A 17,321-nucleotide genomic window follows, 5' to 3' on the forward strand; every position below is an offset into this window, starting at 1 on the left:
TGGTCACCCGTGCGGCGGGGGCTTACAATCGGCGGCCCTACTGGCTGCAGCTGCCCCGGAGTTTCGAATGTTCTCGCGCGACGCCCGACTGGAAACCTACGACCCCGAACTGGCCAAGGCCATCGCCGCTGAAGTCGGCCGCCAGGAGGATCACGTCGAACTGATCGCCAGCGAGAACTACTGCAGCGCGCTGGTGATGGAAGCCCAAGGCAGCCAGCTGACCAACAAGTACGCCGAGGGCTATCCGGGCAAGCGCTATTACGGCGGTTGCGAGTTCGTCGACATTGCAGAGCAACTGGCGATCGACCGCATCAAGCAGGTGTTTGGCGCCGACTATGCAAACGTGCAGCCGCACAGCGGCTCGCAGGCCAACCAGGCGGTCTATCTGGCGCTGCTGCAGCCAGGCGACACCATCCTGGGCATGAGTCTGGCCCATGGTGGCCACCTGACCCACGGTGCCAAGGTCAACGCGTCGGGCAAGTTGTTCAACGCGGTGCAGTACGGCGTCGACGAGCAGGGCCTGATTGATTACGACGAGGTCCAGCGCCTGGCCACCGAGCACAAGCCGAAGATGGTTATCGCCGGCTTCTCGGCGTATTCGCAGAAGATCGACTGGGCGCGCTTCCGCGCCATCGCCGACAGCGTCGGTGCGTATCTCTTCGTGGATATGGCGCATGTCGCCGGCCTGGTCGCCGCCGGGGTGTACCCCAGCCCGATGGAGCACGCGCATGTGGTGACCTCGACCACCCACAAGACCCTGCGCGGCCCGCGCGGCGGCATCATCGTCGCCAAGGGTGCCAGCGAAGAGCTGCAGAAGAAGCTGCAGTCGATCGTGTTCCCCGGCATCCAGGGTGGCCCGTTGATGCACGTGATCGCGGCCAAGGCGGTTGCGTTCAAGGAAGCGTTGGAGCCGGCCTTCAAGACCTACCAGCAGCAGGTGGTCAAGAACGCCCAGGCCATGGCCAACACGCTGATCGCGCGCGGCTACAAGATCGTCTCCGGCGGCACCGAAAATCATCTGATGCTGGTGGATATGATCGGCCGCGATGTCTCCGGCAAGGATGCAGAGGCCGCGCTCGGCAAGGCGCACATCACCGTCAACAAGAACTCGGTGCCCAACGACCCGCGCTCGCCGTTCGTGACCTCGGGCCTGCGCCTGGGCACCCCGGCCATCACCACGCGCGGTTACAAGGAGCAGGACAGCATCGACCTGGCCAACTGGATCGCCGACGTGCTGGATGCACCGGCCGACGAAGCAGTGCTGGCCAAGGTGCGCGACGCAGTGACTGCGCAGTGCAAGAAGTATCCGGTGTATGGCTGAGGTGCCGGGACCGGGGACCGGGGACTGGGGACACGGGAAAGCCATGTTTCCCGTGTCTGCGCGTGCGCCTGTCCAACTGGATAACGGGCGCTCCTGGCTTTTCCCCGCGTCCCGCGTCCCGGGTCCCCGGTCCCGGCTCCGCTGATGCACTGCCCCTTCTGCCAGCACAACGACACCCGCGTGATCGATTCGCGGGTGTCCGAAGACGGTACGACGATTCGTCGGCGCCGCGAGTGCGAAGCGTGCGGCGAGCGTTTCAGTACGCTGGAAACCATCGAACTGAAACTGCCCACCGTGGTCAAGAGCGATGGCGGGCGCGAGGCGTTCGATGCGCGCAAGCTGCGCACCAGCTTCGACCGCGCGCTGCAGAAACGCCCCGTGTCCGAGGAACAGATAGAAGCGGCGGTGCGCGCGGTGGTGCATCAGCTGCGCATGTCCGGCGAGCGCGAAGTGGGCTCGCTGCGCGTGGGCGAATATGTGATGGTCGAGCTGCGCAAACTCGACCATGTGGGCTATGTGCGCTTTGCCTCGGTGTATCGTAGTTTTCAGGACGTGGCCGACTTCCGCGAAGAAATCGAAAAGCTCGAGCGCGAGCTCCCGGTCGGCAGCGAGCAATTGCCGCTGCTGGAAGCGGCGCTGGAACGTGCCGGCAAACCCGCCAAGCGCTGAGCGCATGCGCATCGCCTGCGTAGCGGACACGCCAGAACATTTGCCTGCCATCGCGCAGGCGCATCTGCAGGCCTTCGGCAGTCTGTTGCCGGACTGGAACATCGACGAAGCGTTGAGCGAACTGCGCAGCCATACCCGCGATGGCGTGATTCCCACCACCTGGGTTGCGCTCGATCAGTCGCATTGGCTCGGTTCGGTCAGCCTGCTGGAGAACGACGATGGCCGCATCCGGCAATGGTCGCCCTGGCTGGCATCGTTGTACGTGCACCCGCAGGCGCGCGGGCAGGGCATCGGCGAAGCACTGGTGGCGCACTGCGTGCGGGCGGCTGCGCAATTGAAGGTGCCGCTGCTGTATCTGTACTGCCAACCGGCGCTGGTGCCGTTTTATCAGCGGCTTGGCTGGCACGCGCATGCCGAGCTGTTATTAGGCCCGATGCAGATCGTGGTGATGGCCATCGCGCCGCAAGGAGCAACGCAATGAACGTGACGGCCGACGACCACCGCTGGATGGCGCGGGCACTGCGCCTGGCAGAACGTGGTGCCTACACCACGCGCCCCAATCCAATGGTGGGCTGCGTGATCGTGCGCGATGGCGTGTGCGTGGGCGAAGGCTTCCATCAACGTGCCGGTGGCCCGCATGCCGAAGTGTTTGCGCTGCGCGCTGCCGGCGAGCGTGCACGCGCAGCGACCGCGTATGTGACGTTGGAGCCGTGCGCACATTATGGGCGCACGCCGCCGTGCGCATTGGCCTTGATCGAGGCGGGCGTGGCGCGCGTGGTCGCGGCGATGGCCGACCCGTTTCCGCAGGTCAACGGCGGTGGTTTCGCGCTGCTGCGCGAGGCGGGGATCGAGGTGGTCAGCGGCGTGCTGCAGGCGCAGGCGCGCGAACTCAATCGCGGATTTCTGGCGCGGGTGGAGCGTGGCCGTCCGTGGCTGCGGGTCAAGCTGGGCGCCAGCCTGGATGGGCGCACTGCGCTGGCCAGCGGCGAGTCCAAGTGGATCACCGGTGCAGACGCACGTGCCGACGTGCAACGCTGGCGCGCGCGTGCCGGTGCCATCCTGACCGGTGCCGGCACGGTGCTTGCCGACGATCCGGCGATGACCGTGCGATTGGGCGATGACACACCTTTTGAGCCGCCGTTGCGGGTCGTCTTGGATGCGCGCTTGCGCACCCTGGAATGCGGGAACATTCGTCAGGGCGATGCACCGACGCTCTATCTACATGGCAACGCTGCACCAGCGCCGTCGCTGCACAACGCCGAGTTCGTCGGGATGCCACTGCACGACGGTCGCTCCGATCTGGGATCGGTATTGGCGCTGCTGGCCGAGCGCGGTATCAACGAAGTGCACGCCGAAGCTGGTGCAATCCTGAGCGGTGCGCTGCTGCAAGCCGGTCTGGTCGACGAACTATTGCTCTATCTGGCGCCGGTGGTGCTGGGCGATGCCGCCAGACCGCTGTTGGCCGGACTTGGCATCGACACCATGGCGCAGCGTCGCACGCTGCATCTGGCCGATGTGCGCCAACTTGGCCAGGACCTGCGGCTGCGCTATCTGCCTGGTGCCGTTGAATGAGCGCTGGCTTTGGTACAAGAGAACGTTGCAGGCTGCTGATTCTGTAACTCACGTGTTCTGTAAGCGTTGAGGCCTGAGGGTGACCTTACCGAATGCATCGCCTGCCGGGGCAGGGCGGGTCCGAAGTGACCAGCGATGCAGGTGACGGTTAGACACTACCGACCGACACGTGCTCTTAAGCCTCTTTAGATGAAGCTCACTTCCCTTCTTGTCATCGGATTTCTCACTATGAACATGGACACTGCACACGCCCGGCAGTTTGCGGAAGGGCAAGTCTGGGAGTATCGCAACAGGGCCGAAGAGCCAGGTTCGACGCTGCAGATCAACAGGATCGAGATCGAACCGAAGATTGGCGAAGTGTTCCATATCAGCATTCGCGACGTTCGGGTAAAAAATGCGCGTGCGCCCAACGCCATCTCAACGGAGTTGCCGCATTCTCCGGTGTCCAGAACGACACTCGAAAGCTCGGTGACGACGCTTGTCGGCCAAGCCGCGGTGAACCCGGAGTATCTGGAGGGCTACACAACCTGGCGGACTGCTTTTGAAGAGGGCAATGCTGGAGTTTTCACGATCCCCGTCAGTGAGATCGTCGATGTCATCGAAACCACGATCAATCAGTAGCAGGATGCGGCGTGGTGTCGTGGTCGACGGCATGCTCCGGCTTCTGGACGTTTCTGGATGCAAATCGCAGCAAGCGTGCGTGCGATGTTGCAGGCGCTAGAGACGCGGCTTCCACCGCCAATTCTGCTGGTTGTGCTTGCAGCCGTGGCGAAACACTTTTGCCTTCAGGGGCACCCTAATCGTGCCAGGAGTGGCTGACAAAAAAAGGCTCCGCAAGCGGAGCCTTTTTTGTAGCTGTAGCGCGTCGATCAGAAGCTTGCGCGCACGCCGACACGGTACTGGTTGGCGTTGTCGATGAACTGCGCTTCGGCCACCAGGCCCCAGGTCGGGGTGAAGTTGACCTGGCCGCCGAGGGTGCCGACGAATTCGCCTTCGTCCACGTCGCTGCCGTCGATGTAGCCGGCCTTGATCCATGCTTCGGTCCGCGGCGAGGGCTTGCCACGCAGGCCGAGGTTACCGAAGCCCAGGCTGCTGGTGTCGGAGGAGTCGTCGATCGAACGGCCACGCAGGCGCAGGTCGGATTCGACCTTGGAGCGCAGCACGCTGATGTCGGCGATGAACTCGACACGCTCGGTCATTTCCTGGCGATAGCCGATACCGACGCTGGCCTGCTGCAAGGTGCCTTCGAGCACAAAGCCAGAGCCGAGGTTGAAATCCTTGGTGGCGCGCTGGTAGCCGGCGAGCAGGTAGACCGGCTCGGCAATCTTCCACGAACCGCGCAGGTAGCCGCCGTCGAGATCGTCCGAATCGCCGTTCACGGTGATTTCGGTGCGGTTCCAGCCGCCTTCGACGTAGCTGTAGCTCAGGCCTTCAGCAGCGGCGGCAAACGGGGTTGCTGCCAGCAGGGCAGCCAGAATCAAGGTGGTGCGCATAAGTGTTCTCTCTGAGTTGATGTCCGTGTCTTCCGGCCTGTTGCAGGCTGGAAAAAAGCGCGACGTCTCCCGCCGCGGTGCGCAATTTAACAGACTCTTCACAAAACTGGCTATGGGGAAATTCCTGACACGACACAGCGTCCTGCTGGCCTTAGCTGGTGGTCAGCAATGGCGCCGATGCGCGCTGTTAAACTGCGCCGGCCGGCTCGCCGGTCCTTACGAACGTCTTCAGGGCGGGGTGCGATTCCCCACCGGCGGTAGGCACGTGCAAGCGTGTGAGCCCGCGAGCGCTTCGCAGCGGTGCCCGGGGCGTTATGCGCGGGCGTGGTGCGAAGGTCAGCAGATCCGGTCCGATGCCGGAGCCGACGGTATAGTCCGGATGAAAGAAGACGGCCAACGCGCAGCCCTTGCGGCTGTGCGCGCGCCTGTTTGCTTTGCCTTGCGGCGTTTTTCGCTCAACTTCTGCGAGAAACGACTATGCCTTTGCATCACCTGTCGCGTTGCATCGCGACCTTCCATCGCGCCAACTCACCCCGATCGCTACTGCAAACGGGGGCGCGCTGATGTTTACCGGAATCATTGAAGGCGTGGGCCGTCTGGCGGCGCGCCAACCGCAGGGTGGCGATGTGCGGTTTACCTTCGCTGTCGGCAGCTTGCCGTTCGACGCGGTCCAATTGGGCGAAAGCATCGCGGTCAATGGCGTTTGCCTGACCGTGATCGCGTTCGACGCGGCCAGTTTTCAGGCCGATGCGTCCACCGAAACCCTGTCGCTGACCACCTTGGGCGCGTTGCCGGAAGGCGCGGTGATCAATCTGGAACGTGCGATGCGCCCGACCGATCGCCTTGGCGGGCATCTGGTCAGCGGCCACGTCGATGGGCTGGGTCAGGTGCAATCGGTGCACGAGGATGCGCGTGCGCAGCGCTGGCGGTTTGCGGCGCCACCGGCGGTGTTGCGCTACGTGGCCAAGAAGGGCTCGATCTGCGTGGATGGTGTCAGCCTCACGGTCAACGACGTGGACCTGGACGGCTTTGAAGTGGCGTTGATTCCGCACACGGTCGCCAATACCGCGTTTGCGGCCACTGCGGTGGGCGCTGCGGTGAATCTGGAAATCGATCTGGTCGCGCGCTATGTCGAACGCCTGCTCGGCACGCGGGGTGCGGCATGAATTTCGCGCCGATTCCCGAGCTGATCGAAGAGTTGCGTGCCGGGCGCATGGTGGTGATCGTCGATGACGAAGACCGCGAAAACGAGGGTGATCTGATTATGGCCGCCGAGCTGGTCAAGCCGTCGGACATCAATTTTATGGTGACCCACGCGCGCGGGCTGGTGTGCCTGTCGCTGACCCGCGAGAGGTGCGCGCAACTCGGCCTGGCGCCGATGGTGCGCAATAACACCGCGCAGTTTCAGACCAACTTCACCGTCAGCATCGAGGCGGCCGAGGGCGTCACCACCGGTATCTCGGCGTACGACCGTGCGCACACGGTGCGGACCGCGGTGCGCCCGGATGCCAAGCCGCAGGACCTGAGTCAGCCGGGTCACATCTTCCCGCTGATTTCGCAGCCCGGTGGCGTGCTGACCCGCGCCGGGCACACCGAAGCCGCCAGCGATCTGCCGATGCTGGCCGGGCTGGAACCGGCCGGCGTGCTGGTGGAAGTGCTCAACCCGGACGGCAGCATGGCGCGCCGCCCGCAGCTGGAAGTGTTCGCCCGCGAGCATGGGCTGAAGATGGGCTCGATCGCCGATCTGATCGCCTATCGGTTGGCCAACGAGCACACGGTCGAGCGTGTGGACGAGCGCGAGATCACCACCGAGTTCGGCCCGTTCAAACTGGTGACCTACCGCGACCGCATCGCCCACGATCTGCACTTTGCCTTGGTGCGCGGCGCCGCTGAGCCGCACACGCCTACCCTGGTGCGTGTGCAGGTGGAAAACCCGTTGGCCGATCTGCTGCATTGGCAGCGCGATGATTTCGGCGTGGCCGCCACCGATGCCTTGCGTGCGATCGCCGCCGAAGGGCAGGGCGTGATGGTGGTGCTGTCGGCACCGCGCGACAGCGAATCGTTGTTGGCGCGGTTGCGCCAGCAGCCCGAGGCCGCCACCAATGCCAAGGACGTCAGCCAGTGGCGTCGCAATGGCGCCGGCGCGCAGATCCTGGCCGAGCTGGGCCTGGGCAAGCTGCGCGTGCTGGGAACCCCGCGCCGCCAGGTCGGCCTGGCCGGCTTCGGGCTGGAGGTGGTGGAGTATCTGGAATGCCACGCGGGCCAAGCAGTGCATTCGGTGCTGCCGACAGCGGTGCCGTAGCGCATCCAGTCCGGGTAGCGCGTGGTTGCAGGGCGTGCGGGCGTCGAAGGAGCGGGTGGCGGTGATGTCGCCCGTGGTCTATCGGCAACCGCATGCCGCTGGCACAACGCGCTGCAGGTGGCGCGCCCTAGCGTCCCGGACGCCCGGTAGTGCCTGCTTCGGCGGGCCGCTGCCGTCGATGTCGGCCGGGCCTGGGCCCGGCAGCTGTTAAACTTCCCGCCCCCTCGAGTTGCCGACCCGCATGACCCACTACGAAGGCGATCTTCGCCCCACCACCGCGCGCTTTGCGATCATCGCCAGCCGCTGGAATGCCCGTATCACCGACGTGCTGGTTGCCGGCGCGCGCCAGAGCCTGGCCGGCAACGGCATCGGCGAGGACGCCATCGACGTGATCCGCGTGCCGGGCGCCTGGGAAATTCCGATCGCCGCCAACCGCGTGGCGCAGTCCGGCCAGCACGGCGCGATCGTTGCGCTGGGCTGCGTGATCCGTGGCGATACCCGCCATTACGAACATGTGGCCGACCTGTGCGCCGAAGGCCTGATGAGCGTGCAGCTGCAGACCGGCGTGCCGGTGCTCAACGGCGTGCTGGCGGTGGAGCGGGTGGAAGATGCCGAGGCGCGCGCCGGCGGCAGCCATGGCAACAAGGGCGAGGAATGCGCGCTTGCCGCGCTGGAACTGGTGAATTTGATGGAGTTGTTGCCATGAGCAAATCCGGTGGACATGCCCGCCACGGCCGTCGCGACGGCATCGACCCGGTGCTGCGCTCGCGCGCGCGCCGCCGCGCCTTGCAGGCGGTGTATGCCTGGCAGATCTCCGGCGGTTTCGCCAAGCAGGTGATCGGCCAGTTTGCGCATGAGCAGGCGCACGAAGTGGCCGACCTGGCGTACTTCGAAAGCCTGGTGGAAGGCGTGCTCACCCATCGCGCCGAGCTGGATACTGCGTTGACGCCGTATCTGGATCGCGGCGTGGAAGAGGTCGATGCGATCGAACGTGCGGTGCTGCGCTTGGCCGCTTATGAATTGCTGCATCGGCAGGACGTGCCGTACCGCGTGGTGATCAACGAAGCGATCGAAACTGCCAAGCGCTTCGGCTCCGAACACGGCCACACCTATGTCAACGGCGTGCTGGATCGCGCTGCAGTGGAGTGGCGCAAGGTCGAGTCGGGCGCCAGCGGCGCCTGAGTCGCGGGAATCGGGAGTCGGGAATGGGGAATCGTGAAGAGCCCCACTGCTCGCGACCACCCGCCGCATTTGCGATTCTCCATTCTCCATTCCCGATTCCCGATTCCCGATTCCCGTTGCCATGCCCGAATTCGATCTGATTGCGCGTCTGCGCGCGCGCATCGCCGCGCGTGCCGATGTGCCATTGGGCATCGGCGACGACGCAGCGCTGCTGCAGCCGCCGGCCGGCGAGCAGTTGGCCATCACCGCCGACACGCTCAATGCCGGTGTGCATTTTCCGCACGAAACGCTGCCCGACGATCTGGGCTGGAAGACGCTGGCGGTGAATTTGTCCGACCTTGCCGCGATGGGCGCACAGCCACGCTGGTGCACCTTGTCGCTGTCCTTGCCGCACGACGATCTGGCGTGGGTGGACGCATTTGCCGACGGATTCTTCGCACTTGCCGATGCGCATGACATCGCGTTGGTCGGTGGCGATACCACGCGCGGGCCGTTGTCGTGCGCGGTCACCGCCATCGGTAGCGTGCCGCCGGGGGCTGCGCTGCGACGCGATGGCGCGCGTGTGGGCGATGACGTGTGGGTGACCGGCCAGCTGGGCGAAGCGGCGGCGGCGTTGTCGCTGTGGCAGGCCGGTGCGTTGGATGTCACGCATGTGGCGGCGGATCTATTGCATGAAGCATGGCGCGGCCGGCTGCTGCGTCCGCAGCCGCGCGTGCAGGCAGGATTGCGGCTGCGTGGGCTTGCGCATGCGTGCGTGGATGTCTCCGACGGCCTGCTGGCCGATCTGGGCCATCTGTGCGAGCGCAGCGGTGTGGGCGCGCACCTGGCACTGACTGATCTGCCGCAGATGCCGCGCAGCGACGCCATCAGCGCGTTGCAGTGCATCGGCTGGCAATTGGGCGGCGGCGACGACTACGAACTGTGTTTCACCGCCGCCCCGCAGCACCGCGAGGCCGTGCTGCAGGCGATGGCATTTGCTGGCGTGGCTGCCACGCGCATCGGCCAGATCGTTACCGCACCAGGCGTGGTGGTGCACGACGCCGATGGACATCCCTGGCAACCGCCCCAGCGCGGGTATCAGCACTTCGTCGGTTGAGGGTTGGCGGCTGGTGCCGCTGCGCTGACGGTCCTCGACGACTGGTGCTTGGACGCTGTACGCGGTTTTTCAACGCCGGCCGCCGACTCCCGACTCCCGAATCCCGAATCCCGAATCCCGAATCCCGAATCCCGAATCCCNCCGAATCCCCGCCTTGAACCCATACCGTACCGTCTGGTACGTTCGCGGCGTTCTCCCCCCGAACCACGGATGCATGGCAATTGCCGCTGGGCTATCCCGGCCCGGCCTTGCGTGGGAGAGGCAGCATGAACAAGGTTTGGATCCGTGGCATCGCCGCGGTGGCGTTGCTGGTGTCGTCGGCATCGGCCGTGGCGGGCGCCTTCAGCAAGACCTACGAGCGCATCCCCGGCTGGGATGGCGCGCCGATGGGGGCGTTGGTGCTGGTGCCGCAGGGGCAGGGAAGCGGGCCGTTTCCGCTGATCGTGATGCCGGCCAGTTGGTCGTTGCCCAATCTGGAATATCTGGGCCGCGCCACTCAGCTGGCCAGCGATGGCTATGTCGTCGTCAGCTACACCTCGCGCGGGTTCTGGGATTCGGCCGGGCAGATCGACATCGCCGGGCCGGACACGGTGGAAGACGTCAGTGCGGTCATCGATTGGGCGCTGGCGCATACGCCGGCCAACCCGAATGCGATCGGCGCGTCCGGCATCTCCTATGGCGCGGGCATCAGCCTGCTGGCCGCCGAGCGCGACCCGCGCATCAAGGCGGTGGCCGCGCTCAGTGGCTGGGCCGATCTGGAGGCCTCGCTGTATTCCAATCGCACCGTCAGCCAGCAGGGTGTCGGGTTGCTGGTCGGCGCGGGCGCGTTGACCGGACGCGCGGGCCCGGATCTGGCGCAGATCGGTACGAAAGTAGCGCAGGGTGATTTCGATGGTGCGGTGCAGGGCTTCCTGCCGCAGGCGGCCTCGCGCAGCCCGGTCACCGACGTGGTCGCGCTCAACGCGCGCGGCACCGCAGTGCTGCTGGGTAATGCCTTCAACGACGGCTTGTTCCCGCCGAATCAGACCATTGCCTTCTTCAATCAGCTGCGCGGGCCCAAGCAACTGCTGCTGAGCCAGGGCGATCACGCCACCACGGAACTGCCCGGCGCTTTGGGCCTGCCCAACGAGGTTTACACCGCGGCCACGCGTTGGTTCGATCGCTATCTGAAGCAAGTGCGCAATGGCGTGGATGCCGAAGCGCCGGTGCGGCTATCGCCGCGCGCCGGGCAATGGCTGACGTATCCGGATTGGGCATCGGTGCAGCAAGGCACCACGCGCCTGGGTCTGTCTGCACCGGCCGGGCTGCTCAGCCCTACCGGCGGATTGATCGCTGGCACGGCCAGCGGGTGGCAATCGCGCATTGCCACCGACCTGCCGACCCTGGCCGACTCGGGCGTGGTGCTGGTCAGCGGCCTGTTGCAAGGCATCGGCTTGCCGGTGACCACCTCGATTCCGCTGGTCACCCGCGCTGGCGCGGCGGTGTGGGTCGGGTCGCCGGCTAGCGGTGTGCGTCAGCTGGCGGGCAGTCCATCGTTACGCATCACGGTGGTGCCCACGCAATCGAAGGTGAGCCTGTTTGCGTATCTGTACCGCATGGACGCGTTGGGCGTTGCCTCGTTGATCACGCATGCGCCGTACTCGCTGCGCGATGCAACGCCCGGCCGCGCGGTGACCCTGGACTGGTCGCTGCAGGCCGCCGCCGCCGAAATCCCCGCAGGACAGCGATTGGTGTTGGTCATCGATACCCGCGATGCGCGCTACACCGACGCAAGCGATGGCGGCGGCTTGGTGACGTTTACCTCGCCGGTGGCAACGCCATCGGTGTTGAACGTACCGCTGCGGTAAGGCTTCAGGGCAACACTTGGCCTCTGTTCGCGTGGTAGATGATCGCCAGTAAGCGTTTTCGTCTTGCGACTGCACTTGCGTGGCTGGTGTGCAGATTGCGAACAAATGGGATTTTCTTGTGGGCCCTTTGGCGGCATGGATGCCGCTAGGGAGCTCTGAGTGATCGGTTGATGGCGTACTTCGCAAGCGGGTAGGGCAACGCGCCCTGCGATCACGCTGGCTTGGGTTTTCAGATGCTGCCAAAGCGTGCTCGCACTTTTGCATGTCGTTGCGTTCGATGAGCGACGGCGAGAAGCCGCTGATCTGTGCGGTCGCTGCAGGGCCCTTGCCCGCCCACCATCGCAGGACACGCCGCAAGTACGTCCCTGTAGGCTCTTATGCGGCATCCATGCCGCATAAGGTCCTGCGACGGTGGGCGGGCAAGGGCCATTCGAGATCTAGGCATGCATGGTTAAAAAGCAGTGCATCGTTCGCGTGTGGATGCTGTGCGCGCAGATGAATTTACTCACCGCGCTCTTGTCATTGAATAACGCTACGCATAAGCAAAGACGGCGCCGCCTATAGCGCTGTTTGAACTACAGTGGTGCCAGTTTGATGAATCCGCCAGCCTCACCTTTCTTCACCGCTGCACGCCATTCCGTCCGCACGCAACCAACTCGACAGGCGCACTGCCCTGGCCGGTTCCGGGACCGTGTGGCGGCATGGATGCCGCCACCGAGCCTCCACGGACGGATTCACGGCGTGTCCCGGAACCGGCCAGGGCAGTGCGCCCTCGACCAACCGCCTCGACTAACCCCCGCTCGATCACCCACCCTCAGCCAAACCAACCAATCGCCAGCTTCCAAGCCGTAACCGCACCAAGGCAAGCAAACACTCCAGGCATCGACCAACCACCGCTCGACCGCTTTTATGCGGAATTTACGCGACGCCCATGGCACGTCCATAGCGACTTTACGCAGCTCGGGACGAGACTGCGCGCAGTGGCGGAGCGGTTCCGCCGTGGACGATCCTGATGCATCCCTTGACCTGTCTGCTCCATCGGCGCTGCGCGCGCGGTGCGGCAGCGCCTTGCCCTGTTGTCATGCAGCTGCAGCTCGCGTCTGCGCGCAGCGCAGCGGCCTTGCGCCCTTGTGCGTGTCACGGGGAGTAGCCGACATGCCTGTCTGGTTGTCCCTGCTGTGCGGCGTGGCCGTACTCGTTGCCGCGGCCTACCTGTTGTACGTGGTGCTGCGGCCCGAAGACTTCTGATGCGAGTGCGCTCCAATGAGTGAAATCTTTCTTGTTTATGCGCTGGCCATCGTGCTGGCATGGCCCCTGGGCTGTTATCTGGCGGCGGTGATGCGTGGTGCACCGATGCGTGGCGACGCGCTGTTCGGTTGGGTCGAACGGCCGTTGTACGCATTGCTCGGCACCCGCCCGCAGCAGGGCATGTCGTGGCGCGGCTACACCATCGCGTTTCTGCTCAGCAACCTGGTGGTCGGGCTGTTGACCTGGGGCGTGTTCATGACCCAGGCGTGGCTGCCGTTCAACCCGGATGGCATCCCCAACATGCGCTGGGATACCGCGCTGCACACCATGGTGTCGTTCCTCACCAATACCAATCAGCAGCATTACTCCGGCCAGGCGCAGCTCTCATATCTGGCGCAGATGACCGGCATCGTCGGTCTGCAGGTGGTAACGCCGATGATGGGTCTGGCGTTGGCGGTGGCGACCTTGCGCGCGTTGTTCGGTGGGCGCGCCGTCGCACGCGTGTCCGATGCCGCGTTGCTATCGGACGCGACGGCGGGCGCCCGGCCATTGGTGGCCGGCCAGGACGAGCCGGAGACGGCGTTGGCGCGCCATGCAGGGCACCCGCCAACGTCAAGCGCAGAGGCGCTACCCGAGGCCGACGTCGGTAACTACTGGGCCGACGTCATCCGTGCCAGCGTGCGCGTGCTGTTACCGCTCTCTCTGGTGTGGGCGTTGTTGCTCGGCTGGCAAGGCGTGCCATCCACGCTGCAAGGCGCGGCCACTGCCGCACCGCTGGACAGCAGCGCCGGCATGACCACGCAGACCATTCCGGTGGGACCGGTGGCGGCGATGGTGGCGGTCAAGCAGCTCGGCACCAATGGCGGTGGCTGGTATGGCCCCAATAGTTCGGTGGCGCTGGAAAACCCCACGCCATTGAGCAACGTGCTTGAAACCCTGGCACTGGTGCTGCTGCCGATGAGCGTGGTGTTCATGGTCGGCTATCTGACCGGGCGCAAGCGACTCACCGCGTTGGTATTCGGCACCATGTTGACGATGTCGGCGGCATCCACGGCCTTGTTGGTTTGGTCCGAAGCGCATTCGGCCAGTGCCGCCTCGCCGGCCTTGATGGAAGGCAAGGAAGTGCGTATCGGCGCCGATGCTTCCGCGCTCTGGGCGGCGTTGACCACGCAGACGTCCAACGGTTCGGTCAATGCAATGCACGACTCGCTGGCGCCGCTGAGTGGCCTGGTCACGTTGGTGGATATGCTGATCAACGCCATCTGGGGCGGCATCGGCTGTGGCCTGCAGCAATTTGTGGTGTACCTGTTATTAAGCGTGTTTCTGGCCGGTTTGATGACCGGGCGCACGCCCGAATTGTTCGGCCGCAAGATCGAAGCGCGCGAAGTGCAATTGCTGGCGCTGCTGATTTTGTTGCAGCCGCTGGTGGTGTTGGGCTTTACCGCGGTGGCATTGGCGGTGCCGGCATTGACCGGTAATTCCAATCCGGGCTTCCACGGCATCAGCCAGGTGTTCTACGAGTACACCTCGGCTTTCGCCAACAACGGCTCGGGTTTTGAAGGGCTGGGCGATGCCACGTATTGGTGGAATCTGAGTTGTTCGGTGGTGCTGGCCCTGGGCCGCTACCCGGCCTTGATCCTGCCGTTGATGGTGGCTGCGCGCATGGCGGTAAAGCGGCGCGCGCCCGAATCGGCCGGCAGCCTGCAGGTGGAAACACCCACCTTTGCGCTGACCTTGATGGCGATCGTGCTGGTGCTGACCGTGCTGCAGTTCATGCCGGCACTGGTGCTGGGCCCCATCGCTGAACACCTCGCCCTGGCGGCGTCCTGAGAATGAGCATGTCTACGATCGATACAACTGAAAAACGCGAGCGCGGTGACGCAGCGTTGTTCGATGCTGCGGTGCTGATCGCAGCGATGCGTGCGGCCTTTATCAAGCTGTCGCCACGGCATCTGCTGCGTAGCCCGGTGATGGCGGTGGTGATGGGCGGCACGCTGCTGGCAGCGGTGATCACTGCCAGTGGCTATGGCAATGCCGGTTTTGGCTGGGCAGTGACGGTGATCTTGTTTGTCACCGTGTTGTTCGGCAATTTTGCCGAAGCCATTGCCGAAGCACGTGGCCGTGGGCAGGCGGCATCGTTGCGCCGTGCGCGCAAGGACCTCATCGCGCGCCGCGTCGAAACCGCATTGGGTGGGCGCGAAACCCGCGTGCCGGCGGCCGAACTGCGCCCGGGCGATTACGTGATGGTGTCCGAAGGCGAATTCGTCCCGGCCGATGGCGAGATCGTGCGCGGCCTTGCCACCATCAACGAGGCGGCGGTGACCGGCGAATCGGCACCGGTGCTGCGCGAAGCCGGCACCGATCGCAGTGGCGTGATCGGCGGCACACGGGTGCTGTCCGACGAGATCGTATTCAAGGTCACGGCCGAACCCGGCCACAGCTTTCTGGATCGCATGATCGCGCTGGTGGAAGGCGCCAATCGACAGAAGACGCCGAACGAAATCGCGCTGACCTTGTTGCTGGCCGCAATGACATTGACCTTCCTGATCGTGGTGGCGTCGCTGCCGGCGATCGCAGGCTTTGTCGGTGTCACGCTGGACCCGCTGCTGCTGATCGCATTGCTGGTGTGCCTGATCCCGACCACCATCGGCGGCCTGTTGCCGGCGATCGGCATTGCCGGCATGAACCGCGCGTTGTCGGCCAATGTGCTGGCTAAATCCGGCAAGGCGGTGGAAGTGGCTGGCGATGTGGACGTGCTGCTGCTCGACAAGACCGGCACCATCACCTACGGCGACCGCCAGGCCACCGCGTTTCATCCGTTGGCCGGTATCGATCGTGCGCAGCTGCGCGATGCCGCGATGCTGGCCTCGCTGGCCGACCCCACGCCGGAAGGCAAATCCATCGTCAAGCTCGCGCGCCAACAAGGTGCCGTGGCCGTCGAACCGGAAGCTGCGCATTTCATCGCTTTCACCGCGCAGACGCGCATGTCGGGGGTCGATCTGGCCGGTCGCGCAATTCGTAAAGGTGCCGGCGATGCAATCGTGGCGTATGTGCAGGCACAGGGCGCCACGGTGTCGCCGGAGTTGAACGGGCGTATCGAAGAAGTGGCACGCGGCGGCGCCACACCGCTGGTGGTCGCCGAAGGCCGGCATGTGCTCGGCGTGGTCGAATTGAGCGACGTGGTCAAGCAGGGCATCAAGGAAAAGTTCGCGCAGTTGCGCGCGATGGGCATCAAGACGGTGATGATCACCGGCGACAACCCGCTCACCGCTGCCGCCATTGCCGCAGAAGCCGGCGTGGACGATTACATCGCGCAGGCGCGCCCGGAAGACAAGCTGGCACGCATCCGTGCCGAGCAGGCTGGCGGTCGGTTGGTGGCGATGGTGGGCGACGGCACCAACGATGCACCGGCGCTTGCCCAGGCCGACGTCGGCCTGGCGATGAACTCCGGGACGCAGGCGGCCAAGGAGGCCGGCAACATGGTCGATCTGGATTCGGATCCGGCCAAGCTGCTGGCGGTGGTCGAAGTGGGCAAGCAGCAGTTGATCACGCGCGGTGCGTTGACCACCTTCTCGTTGGCCAACGACGTGTCGAAGTATTTCGCGATCCTGCCGGCGTTGTTTGCCGCGGCGATTCCCTCGATGGCCGCGCTCAACGTGATGCAGCTGTCCAGCCCGCGCCATGCGGTGCTGGCAGCGCTGATCTTCAATGCGCTGATCATTCCGGCGTTGATTCCGCTGGCCTTGCGTGGCGTGCGGTTTCGTCCATCCAGCGCCACCGCCTTGTTGCGCCGAAACATGCTGATCTACGGGCTAGGCGGCATCGTGCTGCCGTTTGCCGCCATCAAACTGATCGATCTGGCGCTTGTCGCCACCCTGGGTGCCTGAGCCATGACCACGTCTTCCGCCAATCATTGTTCCACTGCGCTGCCGTTGCGCGACGACGGGGCGTTACGCGCCTCGATGATCCTCGCGCTGTTCATCCTGTTCGGCTTGGGCCTGGCGTATTCGCTGATCGCCACCGGCATCACCGACGCGTTGTTTCCGGCCCAGGCGCATGGCTCGTTGCTGCGCCAGGACACGCGCGTGGTCGGCTCGGCCTTGGTCGCGCAGCCGTTCACCGCTGCGCGCTATTTCCAGCCGCGTCCATCGGCCGCCAAGTACGACCTCACTGCGGCCGCCGGCAGCAACCAGGCGCGCTCCAATCCCGACCTGCAGGCACGCATCGCCGCCACGCGCGCAGATGTCGCCGCACGCGACGGGATTGCACCGGATGCGGTGCCGAGCGAGTTGCTCACCCAATCCGGTAGCGGCCTGGACCCGCATCTGAGCCCTGCGGGCGCGCAGGTGCAGGTGCGCCGCGTCGCCGCCGCGCGCGGCTGGCCAGAGCAACGCGTCGCCGCATTGCTGCAAAGCGTCACCGAAGCGCCACAGTTCGGTCTGCTTGGCCAGCCGCGGGTGAATGTGCTGGCGTTGAATCTTGCGTTGGATCAGGCCGGGAATGGAGAAACGGGAATCGGGAATGGGGTGAAGCAAAAGCACTAGGATCATCGTGCAGCTGTAGGCTTTGCGATTCCCCATTCCCCATTCCC

The 17,321-nt window shown here is 65.0% G+C and carries 16 protein-coding genes and 1 riboswitch; of the genes, 15 read left to right on the plus strand and 1 reads right to left on the minus strand.

Features of this window, described 5'->3' with window-relative positions:
* Positions 1–67 precede the first annotated feature (67 nt).
* From glyA to XdyCFBP7245_RS11765, 5 genes are all read left to right on the plus strand, one after another.
* Entirely contained in the window at positions 68–1,321 is a 1,254-nt protein-coding gene (gene glyA / locus XdyCFBP7245_RS11745; RefSeq protein ID WP_104615809.1) for a serine hydroxymethyltransferase, read from the plus strand.
* A 144-nt stretch (positions 1,322–1,465) separates the two neighbouring features.
* On the plus strand, positions 1,466–1,990 hold the full coding sequence (nrdR, locus tag XdyCFBP7245_RS11750; protein WP_104615810.1) for a transcriptional regulator NrdR: 525 nt from the start codon (positions 1,466–1,468) through the stop codon (positions 1,988–1,990).
* A 4-nt stretch (positions 1,991–1,994) separates the two neighbouring features.
* Entirely contained in the window at positions 1,995–2,471 is a 477-nt protein-coding gene (locus XdyCFBP7245_RS11755; protein WP_104615811.1) for a GNAT family N-acetyltransferase, read from the plus strand.
* The gene (ribD, locus tag XdyCFBP7245_RS11760; protein ID WP_104615812.1) at positions 2,468–3,562 is read left to right on the plus strand and encodes a bifunctional diaminohydroxyphosphoribosylaminopyrimidine deaminase/5-amino-6-(5-phosphoribosylamino)uracil reductase RibD; all 1,095 of its coding nucleotides are present in this window, start codon (positions 2,468–2,470) and stop codon (positions 3,560–3,562) included. The genes XdyCFBP7245_RS11755 and ribD overlap by 4 nt, the downstream gene beginning before the upstream one ends.
* Before the next feature lie 189 nt (positions 3,563–3,751).
* Positions 3,752–4,183, plus strand: coding sequence for a hypothetical protein (locus XdyCFBP7245_RS11765; protein ID WP_104615813.1), 432 nt, complete (start codon positions 3,752–3,754; stop codon positions 4,181–4,183).
* Between the two features lie 248 nt (positions 4,184–4,431).
* On the opposite strand, the gene XdyCFBP7245_RS11770 is transcribed toward XdyCFBP7245_RS11765, so the two are convergent.
* Positions 4,432–5,055, minus strand: a complete 624-nt coding sequence (locus tag XdyCFBP7245_RS11770) for a hypothetical protein (RefSeq protein WP_104615814.1) — start codon at positions 5,053–5,055, stop codon at positions 4,432–4,434.
* A gap of 220 nt (positions 5,056–5,275) precedes the next feature.
* Positions 5,276–5,450: riboswitch (FMN riboswitch) on the plus strand.
* Positions 5,451–5,618: 168 nt separating this feature from the next.
* Here XdyCFBP7245_RS11770 and XdyCFBP7245_RS11775 point away from each other — a divergent pair.
* From XdyCFBP7245_RS11775 to kdpC, 10 genes are all read left to right on the plus strand, one after another.
* On the plus strand, positions 5,619–6,221 hold the full coding sequence (locus tag XdyCFBP7245_RS11775) for a riboflavin synthase (protein WP_104615815.1): 603 nt from the start codon (positions 5,619–5,621) through the stop codon (positions 6,219–6,221).
* Positions 6,218–7,357: a 3,4-dihydroxy-2-butanone-4-phosphate synthase gene (gene ribB / locus XdyCFBP7245_RS11780; protein ID WP_104615816.1), complete on the plus strand. Its 1,140-nt coding sequence runs from the start codon at positions 6,218–6,220 to the stop codon at positions 7,355–7,357. The genes XdyCFBP7245_RS11775 and ribB overlap by 4 nt, the downstream gene beginning before the upstream one ends.
* 241 nt (positions 7,358–7,598) lie before the next feature.
* Complete coding sequence (ribH, locus tag XdyCFBP7245_RS11785) at positions 7,599–8,063, plus strand: 6,7-dimethyl-8-ribityllumazine synthase (RefSeq protein WP_104615817.1); 465 nt, start codon at positions 7,599–7,601, stop codon at positions 8,061–8,063.
* Positions 8,060–8,539, plus strand: a complete 480-nt coding sequence (nusB, locus tag XdyCFBP7245_RS11790; protein ID WP_104615818.1) for a transcription antitermination factor NusB — start codon at positions 8,060–8,062, stop codon at positions 8,537–8,539. Before ribH ends, nusB begins: the two co-directional genes overlap by 4 nt.
* A 121-nt stretch (positions 8,540–8,660) precedes the next feature.
* Positions 8,661–9,635: a thiamine-phosphate kinase gene (thiL, locus tag XdyCFBP7245_RS11795; RefSeq protein WP_104615819.1), complete on the plus strand. Its 975-nt coding sequence runs from the start codon at positions 8,661–8,663 to the stop codon at positions 9,633–9,635.
* A 266-nt stretch (positions 9,636–9,901) separates the two neighbouring features.
* The gene (locus tag XdyCFBP7245_RS11810; protein ID WP_104615821.1) at positions 9,902–11,482 is read left to right on the plus strand and encodes a CocE/NonD family hydrolase; all 1,581 of its coding nucleotides are present in this window, start codon (positions 9,902–9,904) and stop codon (positions 11,480–11,482) included.
* 1,155 nt (positions 11,483–12,637) lie between these two features.
* Positions 12,638–12,730, plus strand: a complete 93-nt coding sequence (locus XdyCFBP7245_RS11820) for a potassium-transporting ATPase subunit F (RefSeq protein WP_104615823.1) — start codon at positions 12,638–12,640, stop codon at positions 12,728–12,730.
* A 15-nt stretch (positions 12,731–12,745) separates the two neighbouring features.
* Entirely contained in the window at positions 12,746–14,560 is a 1,815-nt protein-coding gene (kdpA, locus tag XdyCFBP7245_RS11825) for a potassium-transporting ATPase subunit KdpA (protein WP_104615824.1), read from the plus strand.
* Between the two features lie 8 nt (positions 14,561–14,568).
* Positions 14,569–16,617, plus strand: coding sequence for a potassium-transporting ATPase subunit KdpB (kdpB, locus tag XdyCFBP7245_RS11830; RefSeq protein WP_104615860.1), 2,049 nt, complete (start codon positions 14,569–14,571; stop codon positions 16,615–16,617).
* Positions 16,618–16,620: 3 nt separating this feature from the next.
* A complete protein-coding gene (gene kdpC / locus XdyCFBP7245_RS11835) occupies positions 16,621–17,274 on the plus strand; it encodes a potassium-transporting ATPase subunit KdpC (protein WP_104615825.1) in 654 nt (217 codons plus the stop codon).
* Positions 17,275–17,321 lie beyond the last annotated feature (47 nt).

The organism is Xanthomonas dyei (assembly GCF_002939865.1).
Lineage (GTDB): Bacteria > Pseudomonadota > Gammaproteobacteria > Xanthomonadales > Xanthomonadaceae > Xanthomonas > Xanthomonas dyei.